At 75.2% G+C, this 12,614-nt stretch carries 10 protein-coding genes; 7 read left to right on the top strand and 3 right to left on the bottom strand.

Going from position 1 to position 12,614, the window contains the following annotated elements:
- Positions 1 to 195 precede the first annotated feature (195 nt).
- The gene (locus FEF34_RS29625) at positions 196 to 924 is read right to left on the bottom strand and encodes a VIT1/CCC1 transporter family protein (protein ID WP_138055891.1); all 729 of its coding nucleotides are present in this window, start codon (positions 922 to 924) and stop codon (positions 196 to 198) included.
- Between the two features lie 232 nt (positions 925 to 1,156).
- On the opposite strand from FEF34_RS29625, the gene FEF34_RS29620 reads away from it, so the two are divergent.
- The 7 genes from FEF34_RS29620 (at position 1,157) to FEF34_RS29590 (ending at position 10,150) form a co-directional block, all read left to right on the top strand.
- Positions 1,157 to 2,152 (top strand): ADP-ribosylglycohydrolase family protein, encoded by a 996-nt coding sequence (locus tag FEF34_RS29620; protein WP_138055890.1) that lies wholly within the window; start codon positions 1,157 to 1,159, stop codon positions 2,150 to 2,152.
- Positions 2,153 to 2,742: 590 nt separating this feature from the next.
- Complete coding sequence (locus FEF34_RS29615; protein WP_407698363.1) at positions 2,743 to 4,161, top strand: ADP-ribosylglycohydrolase family protein; 1,419 nt, start codon at positions 2,743 to 2,745, stop codon at positions 4,159 to 4,161.
- 73 nt (positions 4,162 to 4,234) lie between these two features.
- Positions 4,235 to 5,401 (top strand): ADP-ribosylglycohydrolase family protein, encoded by a 1,167-nt coding sequence (locus FEF34_RS29610; RefSeq protein ID WP_138055889.1) that lies wholly within the window; start codon positions 4,235 to 4,237, stop codon positions 5,399 to 5,401.
- Entirely contained in the window at positions 5,398 to 6,891 is a 1,494-nt protein-coding gene (locus FEF34_RS29605) for an ADP-ribosylglycohydrolase family protein (protein WP_138055888.1), read from the top strand. The genes FEF34_RS29610 and FEF34_RS29605 overlap by 4 nt, the downstream gene beginning before the upstream one ends.
- On the top strand, positions 6,888 to 7,796 hold the full coding sequence (gene rbsK, locus FEF34_RS29600) for a ribokinase (protein ID WP_138055887.1): 909 nt from the start codon (positions 6,888 to 6,890) through the stop codon (positions 7,794 to 7,796). The genes FEF34_RS29605 and rbsK overlap by 4 nt, the downstream gene beginning before the upstream one ends.
- 309 nt (positions 7,797 to 8,105) lie before the next feature.
- Positions 8,106 to 9,356, top strand: a complete 1,251-nt coding sequence (locus FEF34_RS29595) for a CaiB/BaiF CoA transferase family protein (RefSeq protein WP_234042610.1) — start codon at positions 8,106 to 8,108, stop codon at positions 9,354 to 9,356.
- Positions 9,353 to 10,150: an HpcH/HpaI aldolase/citrate lyase family protein gene (locus FEF34_RS29590; RefSeq protein ID WP_138055886.1), complete on the top strand. Its 798-nt coding sequence runs from the start codon at positions 9,353 to 9,355 to the stop codon at positions 10,148 to 10,150. Before FEF34_RS29595 ends, FEF34_RS29590 begins: the two co-directional genes overlap by 4 nt.
- A gap of 359 nt (positions 10,151 to 10,509) precedes the next feature.
- On the opposite strand, the gene lgt is transcribed toward FEF34_RS29590, so the two are convergent.
- Positions 10,510 to 11,475 carry a prolipoprotein diacylglyceryl transferase gene (lgt, locus tag FEF34_RS29585; protein WP_138055885.1) on the bottom strand — a complete coding sequence of 322 codons (966 nt, stop codon included), beginning with the start codon at positions 11,473 to 11,475 and terminating at the stop codon, positions 10,510 to 10,512.
- 307 nt (positions 11,476 to 11,782) lie between these two features.
- Positions 11,783 to 12,610 (bottom strand): DsbA family protein, encoded by an 828-nt coding sequence (locus tag FEF34_RS29580; protein WP_171053142.1) that lies wholly within the window; start codon positions 12,608 to 12,610, stop codon positions 11,783 to 11,785.
- Positions 12,611 to 12,614: the final 4 nt, after the last annotated feature.

Raw genomic sequence — 12,614 nt, 5'->3', positions numbered from 1 at the left:
CTGAGCAGGCTTCGTTGCCCGCAGCGCTTGTGGCTCATGCCCCGCGGTTAAGGATTCGAAACCGCCGGGTAACGGCTCATGGTGTGAGGCCAAGAACAAGTGTCGCACCTCGCGGCCCGATAGGGCAGAGGGCATAGGTCACAGCCTCCGGGGAAGGCCCCGGAGGCCGTGGCGGCGCCACTTGCGGAGCACGCCCTACACCGCGGCCCCGACCAGGCTTCCGATCCCGTACGTCACCGCCGCCGCGGCACCGCCCAGGGCCAGCTGCCGCAGCCCGCTGAACCACCAGCCGCGGGCGGTCACCCGGGACACCAGCGCGCCGCAGGCGAACAGCCCCAGGAGCGCCAGCAGCACCGCGGGCCACAGCGAGGTGGCGCCCAACAGGTACGGCAGGACCGGCAGCATCGCACCCAGGGCGAACGATCCGAACGACGAGACGGCGGCGACGGCCGGCGAGGGCAGTTCGTCCGGGTCGATGCCCAGCTCCTCGCGGGCGTGGATCTCCAGTGCCTGCTCCGGGTCCCTGGACAGCTGGATGGCCACCTCTCGGGCCAGTCCGGGCTCGACTCCGCGGGCCACGTACAGCGCGGCCAGCTCCTCCATCTCGTCGACCGGGTGCTTGTGCAGCTCACGGCGCTCGACGTCCAGTTCCGCCTGGACGAGCTCGCGCTGCGAGGCGACCGAGGTGTACTCGCCGGCGGCCATCGAGAAGGCGCCGGCCGCGAGGCCGGCGAGGCCCGTGATCACGATGGTCTGCGGGGAGGCGGAGCTGCCGGCGACCCCGGTCATCAGGGCCAGGTTGGACACGAGTCCGTCCATCGCGCCGAACACCGCGGGACGCAGCCAGCCGCCGTTGACGTCACGGTGCGTGTGGTTGTCGCGGTGCGCCTCGTGAAGCGTCGCCTCGGTCTCGATGATGGACACAGCTCTCCCCTCGACCCGAGCGGTCCGCTCCTGCGTCCCGCCCCTTTTTCCGCTCTCGAAAGTACGCGCGATGTAAGGGGCGCGCCAGCAAGGCAGGCTTTACTTACCTGGCAGGGCGGTGCGCTCCGCCCTTGGGCCGGACGTGTGAACCGATGTTCCCCGTGCCCCCACCCGGCGCCCCGCGGGGGACAGATCGGGGAACAGGCCCGAGGGGGTGCGAAGGAGTGGCGCGGTGGACTGGATTGCATGCGATCGGGCCCGCGGCGCGCTTCTGGGACTGGCGGTGGGCGACGCCCTCGGCGCACCGGCGGAGAACATGCGGCCGTCCGAGATCCGCCGCCGCTGGGGCCGCATCGAGGGCTTCGTGACCGACAGCCCCGCCGGCACGGACGACACGGAGTACGCGATCTTCTCCGGGCTGCTGCTCGCCCGGCACGGGTCGGCGTTGACGGTGGCACATGTCGAGAAGGCCTGGCACCACTGGATCGCGGACCTGGACGAGGGGCCGTTCCGGGGCGCCGGCTTCAGCGAGCGCGGCACGCTGGAGAACCTGCGCCGGGGGCTGGCGGCTCCCATCACCGCGCAGCACCGGCACGCCTGGAGCGACGGGCTGGCGATGCGGGCGGCGCCGTTCGGCGTGTTCGCCGCGGGCCGGCCCGACGAGGCCGCGCGGCTGGTGGCCGTCGACGGCTCCGTGAGCCATGACGGCGAGGGCATCTACGGCGGGCAGGCGGTGGCGGCGGGGGTGGCCGCGGCGATGACCGGGGCCGGCCCTGCGGGAGTGATCGGCGCGGCCCTGTCCGTCGTCCCCCTCGACTCCTGGACCTCGCGCTCCATGCGCCGGGCGGTCGTCGCGGCGGAACGCGCCGGGACGGACCCGCTCGGTCGCGAACGGACGGTCCGCTCCGCGGTCGTCATCGGCGGCTACCCGTGGACCGACCTGGCTCCCGAGGCCGTCGGCCTCGCCTTCGGGGCGTTCGCGGCGGCCCGCGGCGACTTCCGCACGTCGGTGCTGACCGCGGTGAACATGGGCCGCGACGCCGACACCACCGCGGCGGTCGCGGGCGCGCTGGCCGGCGCGATGTCGGGCGCCTCCGCCATCCCGCCGGACTGGGCCGCCGCGATCGGCCCCGTCCGCGGAAGCTGCCTCCCCTCGATGCGCGGCCACCACGTCCTGGACATCGCGGACCTGCTCACTCCGTACGACGACTCCGAGGCACTGTCATGACCCCCCGCCCCCTCGACCCGGCCACCCCGGACCACCCCGCCCCCGGCACCCCGGACTCCCCTCCGGACCTGACGTCGGGCTCCTCGGGCGCATCCGACGAGGCCCGCGGCGAGGGAGCGCCGGCCCCGGACCCCGGGCCGTTCCGGGACGGGGAGGACGCGGCGGGGCACGATCGCCGCGGCGGGAGCGGGGAGGGCGAGGGCGGCAGTCGGGAGGAGGGCCGGCACGGCGAAGACCGACACGACAAGAACGAGGACCAGGCGGAGAGGCACGACGAAGACAGCCGCCGGGAAGAGGACCAGCACAACGAAGACCGACACAACGGGAGCGACGACCGGACAGGCCAGCACAACGAAGGCAGGCGTCAAGAACAGGACCGGCACGACGGGGACGAGGACCAGGCGGAGAGGCACCGCGGGGCGCCGGCGGGCACCTGCCCGGCGGGCGGCGACGCTGCGCCCGGTGCTCGTCCCCGCCCGGCGCCCGGGCCCTCGGCCGGAGTGCTGGGTGCGGACCGCACCGCGCGGCAGCGCCCGGGGAAACCGGAGCACTCGCGCCCGGCAGGGCGGCCGGGGGACGGCGCGGACCCGCTGCGGCGGCACACGGCGCCGGGCAGCCGGTCGCGCGGCCCGGCGGCGGACGGCGGCACGGCCGCCGGGCGGGCCCGGCCACGGGACACGCACGGCGCCGGCGGTCCCGTGTCGGGCTGGGGCTACTCCTCCTGGCCGCACCGGACCGCGGTCCGCCCCGGCGAGGCCCCCGGCTCCCGGGGGCGCACCGCTACCCCCGCCCACGACGCGTACCGCGCACGGATCGAGGGGCTGCTGCTGGGCCTCGCCGCCGGTGACGCCGCCGGGTGGCCCGCCGCCCGGCACCGGGCCGCCCGGATGCCGGAGTGGACCCGGCGTCTCACCCGTGAGCTGGACACGTTCGCCGAACAGAACGCCACGACCACGCTCCCGGTCCCCATCGCCCTGAACCAGCCCCCGGAACCACTGCGCCTGGGCCCGTCCGACGACGCCGAGTGGGCCGCCTTCACCGCCGAGACCGTCCTCGCCTCCGCCGGTGAGCGCTTCGACGGACTCGACCCCTATCGCCGTATGCGCGCTGCCGTCGATGCCGCCTGGAACTCCCTGGCCGGAAAGATCGCCGCGGCCGAGGCCCGCGCCCCCGAGGTCGAGGCGGCCGTGCCGCCCCTCCGCGCCCGGATCTCCGTGCGCGCGGGACTCGGCAATCTCGCGACCGGGCTGCGCCCGCCCGCCACCGGCCACGACAACCCGCACTACTTCGACGACGCCGCCTGCGTCCGGGCCGCCGTGCTCGCCGTCGTCCACCCGGGCGATCCGCGGAACGCCGCCGACCTCGCCGAGTTCGACGCCCGCTACACCCAGGACGGCGACGGAGTGCACGGCGCCCGCGCCATGGCGGCCGCCGTCGCCGCGGCGCTCGGCGGCGCAGGGGTGGACGCGGCCGTCGGCGCCGCCCTCGCCGAACTCCCCGAGGCCACCGAGATCGGCCGCAACGCCCGGCACGCCCTCGCGCTCGCCCGTGGCGCCGAGGAAGCCTTCTCCCTCGTGCCCCTGCTGGAGCACCAGATCGTCGACCACGTCTACAGCTACGGCATCGCCGCCGCCGAGACCGTGCCCGTCGCCCTCGCCCTGGTGACGGCGGCGCGCGGCGGGATGGCCGGGGCGCTGCCGGCCGCCGCGTGCCTGTCACGCGTGGCCGACTCGGCGCCCGCCCTGGCCGGCGCGCTGTCCGGGGCCCTCTCCGGCGGCGCGGCGGTGCCGGCGGCGTGGCGGGACGCCTGCCGTACCCTGGCCGGCTGCGTCCTCCCCCGTCTCGCCGGCACGGACCTCGTCGAACTCGCGGGACGGCTCGCCCGTGGGGTCCGTCCGCCGGACGCGCCGCCCAGCCCGCCGTCCACCGCACCGCCGGGCGCGGCGCCCCTCCTGTCGTCGGCCGGGGCCGCCCCCCTGCACGGCGCCGACCGGACCACGGGCCCGTAACTCGCCTCTCCCGTGCGCGAATCCCCGACGCGGCCTGCCCGACCCGCACCCACCCCGGGTGGACAATTCCGACATGACACTCTCAGCGCACCCGGTCGCCGCGCTCGACGACCGCATCACGGGCTCTCTCGTCGGCGCGGCGGTGGGCGACGCGCTCGGCGGGCCGGTCGAGGGCTACACGCCGGAGCAGATCGTGGAGCGCCACGGCGGCCGCGTCCAGGGCATCGTGGGCCCCTGGCACGGCGACGACTGGCGCACCGCCCGCCCCATCGCGCCGTACCACAAGGGCGACGGGCACGTCACCGACGACACCCTGATGACGCATGCCCTGGTCCGCGTCTACGCCACCGTCCGGGACCACCTCGACGCGTACGCCGTCGCCGACCACCTGGTACCGGACCTCGTCTCCACCCCCCGCTGGATTCCCGAGCTGGAGGCCGAGGCCCTCCCCCTGCAGCGGGTGTTCCTCGCCGAGAAGTGGCTCGCGGCGCGGCTGCACTACGGCCATGTCGACCCGCGCGAGGCCGGGGCCGGAAACATCGTCAACTGCGGTGCGGCCATGTACATGGCCCCCGTCGGCCTGGTCAACGCCGCCGACCCGGCCGCCGCCTACGCGGAGGCCCTGGACGTGGCGGGCGCCCACCAGTCCTCCTACGGGCGCGAGGCCGCCGGCGTCCTCGCAGCCGCCGTCGCCGCGGCCTGCACACCCGGCGCCGGCCCGGAGACCGTCATCGAGACCGCTCTGTCCCTCGCCAAGGACGGCACCCGCTCCGCGATCGAGGCGGTGGCCGAAGTCGCCTGCCGGTACGGCGACTTCGAGCCCGCGCTCCGTCCCCTGCGCGAGGCGGTCGCCCCCTTCGACACGGTCGGGCCCGACTACCGCTCCCCCTCCCTCGCCGCCCGCCGCCCCTCCCGGCTGCACTCCGTCGAGGAACTCCCCATCGCGCTGGGCATGCTGCTCATCGGCGACGGCGACTACCGCAGGACCGTGCTGGGCTCGGTGAACTACGGCCGGGACTGCGACTCGATCGCCACGATGTCCGGCGCGATCGCGGGCGCGCTGTACGGCGAGGAGCCGGTCCCGGCCGAATGGGTCAAGACCGTCTCCGAGGCCAGCCGTCTGGATCTGCACGCCCCGGCCCGCACGCTCACGGAGGTCGCCCAGGAGGTCTTCGCCCGCGACACCCGGCGGCGCCGGGCGCACGAGGCCGCCTTCGCCCGGCTGACGGACGCCCGGTGAACCTCCGGCTCACCTGGGTCCAGCCCGAGGACCTGGTAGGCCACGAACTCCGACAGGCCGCAGAGGACGGCCGCGACGCCTCTGCGGCCGCACTCCGCTGGCGTACCGCGGGCGGCACCCCCGCGCCCCCGGCCGCGGGTGCCTCGCCCCGGCCCGCCGACCCCGGGCTGCGGACGCTGGCGACCCGGCTGCTGGACGAACTGGAAGCGCTCCCCGCTCCGTTCGCCGACCGCGAGCCGACGAGCCTGCCGGCCATCCGGGCCGCGTGTCCCGACTGGCCCGCGTCCCGTTCGCCGGTGGGGGCGCGGGTCGGGACGGACGACCTGCCCGCGCACACGTCCTCCGTCAGGCCGGACCAGCCGCCACGGCACGGGACGGACGACCTGCCGGAAGGCCCGCCGGGCGGCGGTCCGCGCGAGCCGCTGGAGCAGCGGCTGCACGCCGCCTGGCTCGGCCGGGCGGCCGGCTGTCTGCTCGGCAAGCCCGTGGAGAAGCTCCCCCTGCACGCCATCCGCGCACTCGCCCGCGCCGCCGGCAACTGGCCGCTGTCGACCTGGTTCACCGCCGAGGGCGTGCCCCCCGGACTGCTGGCCGCCCACCCCTGGAACCGCCGCTCCGCCCCCACCTCGCTCGCCGAGAACATCGACGGCGTGCCCGAGGACGACGACCTCGACTACCCGCTGCTGAACCTGCTCCTCCTCCAGCAGTACGGACAGGACTTCGGCACCGCCGACGTGGCCCGGCTCTGGCTGGACGAACTCCCCGCAGGCCGTACCTTCACCGCCGAGCGGGTCGCGTACCGCAATCTCCTGCACGGCGTGGAACCGCCGGAGACCGCGACCCGGCACAACCCCTTCCGGGAGTGGATCGGCGCGGCGATCCGCGCCGACGTCCACGGCTGGACCCACCCGGGCGACCCGGCCGCCGCGGCCGAACAGGCCCACCGCGACGCGGTGCTCACCCACACCGCGAACGGCGTGTACGGGGCCATGTTCGTCGCGGCCGCACTCGCCGTCGCGGCCGGCGGCGGCGCCGACGTGCACGCGTGCCTGCGCGAGGGGCTCCGTGTCGTCCCGCCCCGTTCGCGACTCGCGCGGGCCGTGCGGCACGCGATCGCCACCGCCGCCGCGCACGGGGACTTCGACACGGTCGTGGACCGGCTGCACGCCGCGCACGGCACCTACCACTGGGTGCACGTCGTCCCCAACGCCGCTCTGCTCGCCGCCGCGCTCACCCATGCCGACGGCGACTTCACCGGTTCCGTCTGCCGTGCCGTGTCGGGCGGCTGGGACACGGACTCCAACGGCGCCACGGCCGGTTCGCTGGCCGGGCTGCTCGCCGGACGCCCCGACCGGCTGCCCGAGCGCTGGACCGCCCCGCTCAAGAACCGTCTCGCCACCACCGTCGGAGGGTTCGACGGCATCGGCTTCGACTCGCTCGCCCGCCTCACGTGCGACCGCATCACTCTCCGGGAGGACCCGCGCCCATGACCGGCATCGTCGTACTCGGCAGCACCAACATGGACCTCGTCGTCCACGTCCCGAGGGCTCCGCTGCGCGGGGAGACCGTGACGGGCCGGGAGTTCCGTACCGTTCCCGGTGGCAAGGGCGCCAACCAGGCCGTCGCCGCCGCCCGGGCCGGCGGCGACGTGGCGATGATCGGCGCCGTCGGCACGGACGACTACGGCGCCGTACTGCGGGAGACGCTCGAACACTCCGCGGTCGACACCGATCTGCTCCGCACCGCAGAAGGGCCGTCCGGAACCGCGCACATCGTGGTGGACGACGAGGGCGGCAACGCGATCGTCGTCATCCCGGGTGCCAACGCGACCGTGGACCACCTCACACCCGGCGACGAGACCCTCATCGGCGCCGCGGACGCGCTGCTGCTCCAGCTCGAACTGCCCCTCGCCGGAGTGATCGCCGGCGCCGAGGCCGCCCACCGGCACGGGGTACGGACCGTCCTCACCCCCGCCCCGGCCCGCTCCCTTCCGCCCGAGCTGCTCGCGGTCACCGACCTGCTGGTGCCCAACGAGCACGAGGCCGCACTGCTCACCGGAATCGCCGACCCCCCGGCGGCGGCGGAGGCGCTGCTCCGGGAGGTGCCGGAGGTGGTGATCACCCTCGGCTCGGCAGGCAGCATCCACGCCGCCCGTGACACCGGGATCGTCACGGTCCCGGCACCCCGGGTGCGTGCCGTCGACACGACGGCCGCGGGGGACACCTTCGTCGGCGCCCTCACCGTGGCCTTGGTCGAGGGCCGGCCGACGGCCGAGGCGATGGCCTGGGCGTCCACCGCGGCCGCGCTGTCCGTCCAGCGCCCCGGCGCCTCGACGTCCATGCCGTACCGCCCCGAGATCGACGCCGGCCGGCTGGAGGGCGCCACGGACGGCTGAGCCGGGGTGGTCCGCCCGCGGAGTGTCCGCCGCGGACGCGCGGCCCGGTCCCGCGACGGGCCGTCCGCCCTGGACGGCGCTGCGGGCCCCGTCCCCGACAGCCGCCCGGACCCACGCCTGCTCAGACGGTCGCGGCCCGCCGCACGCCACCGAGCCCGCACTCCGGCCCGGCCCCACGCAGCCCGTCCGCCCCCACGCACCGCACCCGCACACGCCCCGACCGGCCGTTCCCGACGCCCCCGTCGCCGCACTCACGCGCACCCGCACACCCGCACACCCGCACACACAGGAGACTCGCAAGGAGCCCCCATGCACGACCCCGACGCCGACGGTTTCGCCGCCCGCCAGTCCGCCCCGGCCGGGGCGCCCGCCACGGACGGGCCGCTCGCCGGGCTGCGCGTCCTCGATCTCGCCACCCTCTTCGCCGGGCCGCTCGCCGCGACGATGCTCGGCGACTTCGGCGCCGATGTGATCAAGGTCGAGCACCCTCGCAAACCCGACCCGTCACGGGGTCACGGCCCCGGCAAGGACGGCGTCGGGCTGTGGTGGAAACTGCTCGGCCGCAACAAGCGGACCATCACGCTCGACCTGTCCACTCACGGCGGGCGGGAGACCTTCCTGAGGCTCGCCTCCACCGCGGACGTCGTCATCGAGAACTTCCGCCCCGGCACGCTGGAACGGTGGCGGCTCGGCTGGGAGGAACTCAGCGCCGCCAGTCCCCGGGTGGTGCTGGCCAGGGTCACGGGCTTCGGCCAGTTCGGCCCGTACTGCCACCGGCCCGGTTTCGGCACCCTCGCCGAGGCCATGAGCGGGTTCGCCGCGATCACCGGCGAGCCGGACGGCCCGCCCACGCTGCCGCCCTTCGGTCTCGCCGACTCCATCGCGGCCCTCGCCACCTCCTACGCCGTCATGACCGCACTCACCGCGCGCGCCTCCACCGGCCGCGGCCAGGTCGTCGACATGGCCATCATCGAACCCATCCTCACCGTGCTCGGGCCGCAGCCCATCTGGTACGACCAGCTCGGCTACGTCCAGCCGCGCACCGGCAACCGCTCCCGCAACAACGCCCCGCGCAACACCTACCGGGCGGCCGACGGCTCCTGGCTCGCCGTCTCCACCTCCGCGCAGTCCGTGGCCGAGCGCGTGATGCGGCTCGTCGGCCGTCCGGAGCTGATCTCCGAGCCGTGGTTCTCCTCGGGCAGCGGGCGGGCCGAGCACGCCGACGTGCTCGACGAGGCCGTGGGCACCTGGATCGCCCGCCACACCCGGGACGAGGTCATCGCCGCCTTCGACAAGGCCGAGGCCGCGGTCGCCCCCGTCTACGACGTACGGGACGTCATGGACGACCCCCAGTACCGGGCGCTGGACAGCGTCACCGAGGTCCCCGATCCGGAACTCGGCCCGATCCGTATGCAGAACATCCTCTTCCGCCTCTCCGAGACCCCTGGTGGAATCCGCTGGGCCGGCCGGCCGCACGGCGCGGACACCGACACCGTCCTGGGCGAACTCGGGCTCACCCCCGGCCGGATCGCCGCCCTGCGCAGCGAAGGCGTGCTATGACCCCGCTGACCTGGTTGTACGTCCCCGGAGACCGCCCCGAGGTGGTGCAGAAGGCGCTCTCCGCGGGCGCCGACATCGTGATCGTCGACCTTGAGGACGCGGTCGCGCCGCACCGCAAGGCCTACGCGCTCGCGTCCACCGTCGAACTGCTCTCCTCCCCCCAGCCCGTGCCGGTCCACGTCCGCATCCACGCGGAACGCGACATCGCCCCGCTGGCCCCTCTGCCGGGCCTGGCGGCGCTGCGCATCCCCAAGGTGACACACGCCTCCGACATCCGGGTCCCGGCGAAGCTGGCCCCGGGGAAAGCGCTCTACGCGCTGCTGGAGTCGGCCGGCGGCGTGGAGCACGCCTACGCCATCGCGACCGCCGACCCCGCGGTGCGCGGCATCGCGCTCGGCGAGGCGGATCTCCGGGCGGACCTGGGCGTGCGGAACGACACCGGACTGGACTGGCCGCGCAGCCGCGTCGTCGTCGCCGCCCGCGCGGCGGGGCTGCCGCCGCCGACGCAGTCGGTGTTCCCCGACATCCGCGACCTGGACGGGCTGGCGGCCTCCTGCGCCCACGGCCGTTCCCTGGGCTTCCTCGGCCGGGCCGCCATCCACCCCCGGCAGCTCCCGGTGATCGAGCGCGCCTATCTGCCCGGCCCCGAGGAGGTCGAGGCGGCCGAGGAGATCGTCAAGGCGGCGACGACGGACGCGGGCGCCCTCGCCCTCCCCGACGGCCGCTTCGTGGACGCGGCGGTCGTCGCCGCCGCCCACCGCACCCTCTCCCTCGCCGGCCGCGACGGCGCGTGACGCGGACTGCGGCAGGGCAGTCGGGCAGTCGGGCAGTCGACGCCTGTTGCCCGGCCGCTGACGGCAGCGAACCCACCGACCGTGCTCGGGCAGCGCGGAGAAAGCGGACGAGGCACGCGGACGGGCGCAGGTTCCGCCGTCGACACGCACGGCGGCGGGTGCATCCCGCGCCGCCGACGACCACGCGCTGCGGCGGATGCGTCCCGTGTCCCGTACGCCGGCGGCCCGGCCCGAAGGGCCCGGGCGGCGCACGCTCGTCGCAGGCGGCCGGGCGATGGCCCCGCAGACGGATCAGGGCCGCCCGGCCGTGACGGCCGGGCGGCCCTGGGGAACGCCTTGTGCGGAGCCTAGGCTCCCGGTCAGCTTCTGTTCGCGGACCCCGAGTCCGCGGGGTCGCCCTCGGCGTCCTCAGCGCCCTCGGCCGGCGGCAGGGCCCCGGAGCCGGAGGATCCAGAGCCGGAGGATCCAGAGCCGGAGGATCCAGAGCCGGAGCCCGCCTTGTCCTGCTGCACCGCCGCGGGCTCGACGATCTCCTCGCGGCCCGGGCGGAACCGGGCGGAGAGCACGATGTAGACCACGGCCAGGACGAAGACCAGGAGCGCGGTCCAGACGTTCAGCCGGAGGCCGAGGATGTGGTGCGCCTCGTCGACGCGCATGTACTCGATCCACGCCCGGCCGGCGCAGTACGCGGCGACGTACAGCGCGAAGGCGCGCCCGTGGCCGAGCCTGAAGCGGCGGTCCGCCCAGATCACCAGCAGCGCCACGCCGACGCACCACAGCGACTCGTAGAGGAACGTGGGGTGGTAGAGGCCGGCCTCCCGGTTCGCGCCCTCACTGATCTCGAGCGCCCACGGAAGATCGGTCGGCTTCCCGTACAGCTCCTGGTTGAACCAGTTGCCCCAGCGGCCGATCGCCTGGGCGAACGCGATGCCCGGTGCGATGGCGTCGGCGTACGCGGGCAGCGGGATGCCCCGGCGGCGGCAGCCGATCCACGCGCCGACCGCGCCGAACGCGATGGCGCCCCAGATACCGAGGCCGCCCTCCCAGATCTTGAACGCGTCGACCCAGTTCTCACCCTCGCCGAAGTACAGCTGGTAGTCGGTGATCACGTGGTACAGACGGCCGCCGACGAGGCCGAAGGGGACGGCCCACACGGCGATGTCGGCCACCGTGCCGGCTTTGCCGCCGCGGGCGATCCAGCGCTTGTTGCCGTACCAGACGGCCACGAAGACACCGATGATGATGCAGAAGGCGTAGCCGCGCAGCGGAAGCGGTCCGAGGTGGACGACACCCGTGGACGGGCTGGGAATGTAGGCAAGGTCCATGGCAGGTCCGACGCTACCTTGCCGGGCCCCGGGCACGGCAAGCGACCGCGCAACGTCTGCATAACGAGCCCCGTGGCGCGGCGCGGCCTCCGCCCTCCTCGGCGCGGTACGCCCACGAGGACACGCGGCCGCACCGACACGTGGGCGCACGGGCAGCAGGCGCACGAGCACGTGGACACCCGGAGGCGCGGACACCCGGCCCGGCGGGCGCACGAGCACGCTGACGCGCGGACACGCGACCCGGCGGACCACGCGGGTGGGCGTCCCCCGGCCGTGCCGCGGAACGCCCACCGGGAGCGCCGGCCCGTCAGGAGGCCGCGGGGCTCGGCTGCGCGGAGCCCGGCTTCTTGCCCTTGTTGGCCTCGGTGACCCACTTGCGCAGGTTCTCGGGGCTGATCTGCTCGTTGCCCTTCTGCGGGAACACGGACTCGCCGTTGAGCAGCACCGTCGGGGTGCCCCGGAAGTTCTTCTCCTGGAACGCCTGACCGGACTTGTCCACCCAGCCGTCGTGCCTGCCGGACTCCACACACTCCGTGAACGCGGGGGTGACGAGCCCCGGCACCTTGCCCGCCAGCTCGATCAGCCGCTTGTTGTCCGCGAAGGCGTCATCGGTCTCCGGCGGCTGGTTCTGGTACAGCACGTCGTGGTATTCCACGAACTTCCCGGCGTCCTGCGCGCACGCGGCGGCGTTCGCCGAGCGGTGCGATCCGTCGCCGCCCATGCCCCCGTCGATGATCGTCGCGAGGTGGTACTCGACCCTGAGCTGCCCCGAGGCGGTCAGGTCGTGGATGGTGTCCCTCATCACGTTCTCGAACTGGGCGCAGGCCGGGCAGCGGAAGTCCTCCCAGACCGTGAGCGTGGACGGCGCGTCGTCGGCGCCCGCCGGGAGGGCGAGCGCGTCCTCGCCCTGGGCGCCGCTCGGGGCGACCACCGGGCCGTCCGCGGCCGAGCCCTCGTCCTTGCCCCCGCCGCCCGCCGCGATCACGCCGACGACCGCGGCCAGGCCCAGGACGCCGACCACGGCGGCGGACACGATCAACAGGCGCCGTCGCTTCTCGCGGGCCTTCTGCAGCTCGCGATCGCGCATGAGCCGCTCGCGCGCGGCCCGCCTTCCGTCTTGGTTGTTCTCGCTCACGCCC

The sequence above is a fragment of the Streptomyces marianii genome (assembly GCF_005795905.1).
GTDB classification, from domain to species: domain Bacteria; phylum Actinomycetota; class Actinomycetes; order Streptomycetales; family Streptomycetaceae; genus Streptomyces; species Streptomyces marianii.
Note: the sequence above shows the minus strand (reverse complement) of the source record. Positions and strands in the feature narration are given on the sequence as shown.